At 45.2% G+C, this 778-nt stretch carries 1 protein-coding gene and 1 pseudogene; one reads left to right on the top strand and one right to left on the bottom strand.

The window, feature by feature from the left end; all coding sequences use genetic code 11:
* Positions 1-124, top strand: a pseudogene (locus ACWHAR_RS26055) (alpha/beta hydrolase); the annotation flags it as partial.
* Between the two features lie 9 nt (positions 125-133).
* On the opposite strand, the gene ACWHAR_RS26050 reads toward ACWHAR_RS26055, so the two are convergent.
* The coding region (locus tag ACWHAR_RS26050; protein ID WP_452088297.1) for a bile acid:sodium symporter family protein at positions 134-778 on the bottom strand (645 nt) is incomplete at its 5' end.

Raw genomic sequence — 778 nt, 5'->3', positions numbered from 1 at the left:
CTTCACTGAAGACCAGTTGTGTCTTTCAATTGAAAAAGGAGCGGTGCACCACCGCAAGTATTTCTGCAAACAGTTCATCAACGCGCTCGAATGGCTATACGGAAAAAACCGCTCAACCCTATGAGCGGTTTTTTTATGCCTTCTGCAACATTGGTTTTAATTCAAAACGATTCAGCATATAGCCAAACAAAGCAGCCAATATCTGCTGAAACAGCATGCCGATCACAACAGGAACGGCAACCTGAGACGGGAAGAACGTAACGGCAAGAACTGCGCCGGCACTAATATTCCTCATGCCTCCCGTAAATATAAGAGAGACTATTTCCTCTTGCCGCCGTTTCATCATTTTTCCGATCAGCCAAGCAGCGGCATAGCCTGTTAACGCGATAAAGAATACCGTTACAGCTATTCCTGCAAATCTCAAATCAATGGATTTGAAATAAGGAGCAATCGCTGAACTGTTAATCGCAATCACTGCCATCAAGCAAAGCTTTGAAAAAGGCGACAGCGCACTGCTCACAGACGCAGTTCTTTCTGGAGATGACATCTGATTAAACAGCATGCCCAAAAAAGAAGGAATCACGACCATTACAATCAGACCTTTCATCATTCCCCACACATCCATGTGAACCTGAGCGCCGGCCAGCAATGAAAGACTCAGCGGTACGATTAGCGGTGACAGCACAGTATCAACTAAAATAATCGAAAGTGTCAAACCGACATTCCCTTTGTACATCGCTGCCCAAATCAAGCTTGTAATCCCCGTAGGAATCAGGAC

Source organism: Bacillus sp. LR--39 (assembly GCF_053613335.1).
The sequence above is the reverse complement of the archived record's forward strand: the minus strand, read 5'-3'. Positions and strand labels throughout refer to the sequence as shown.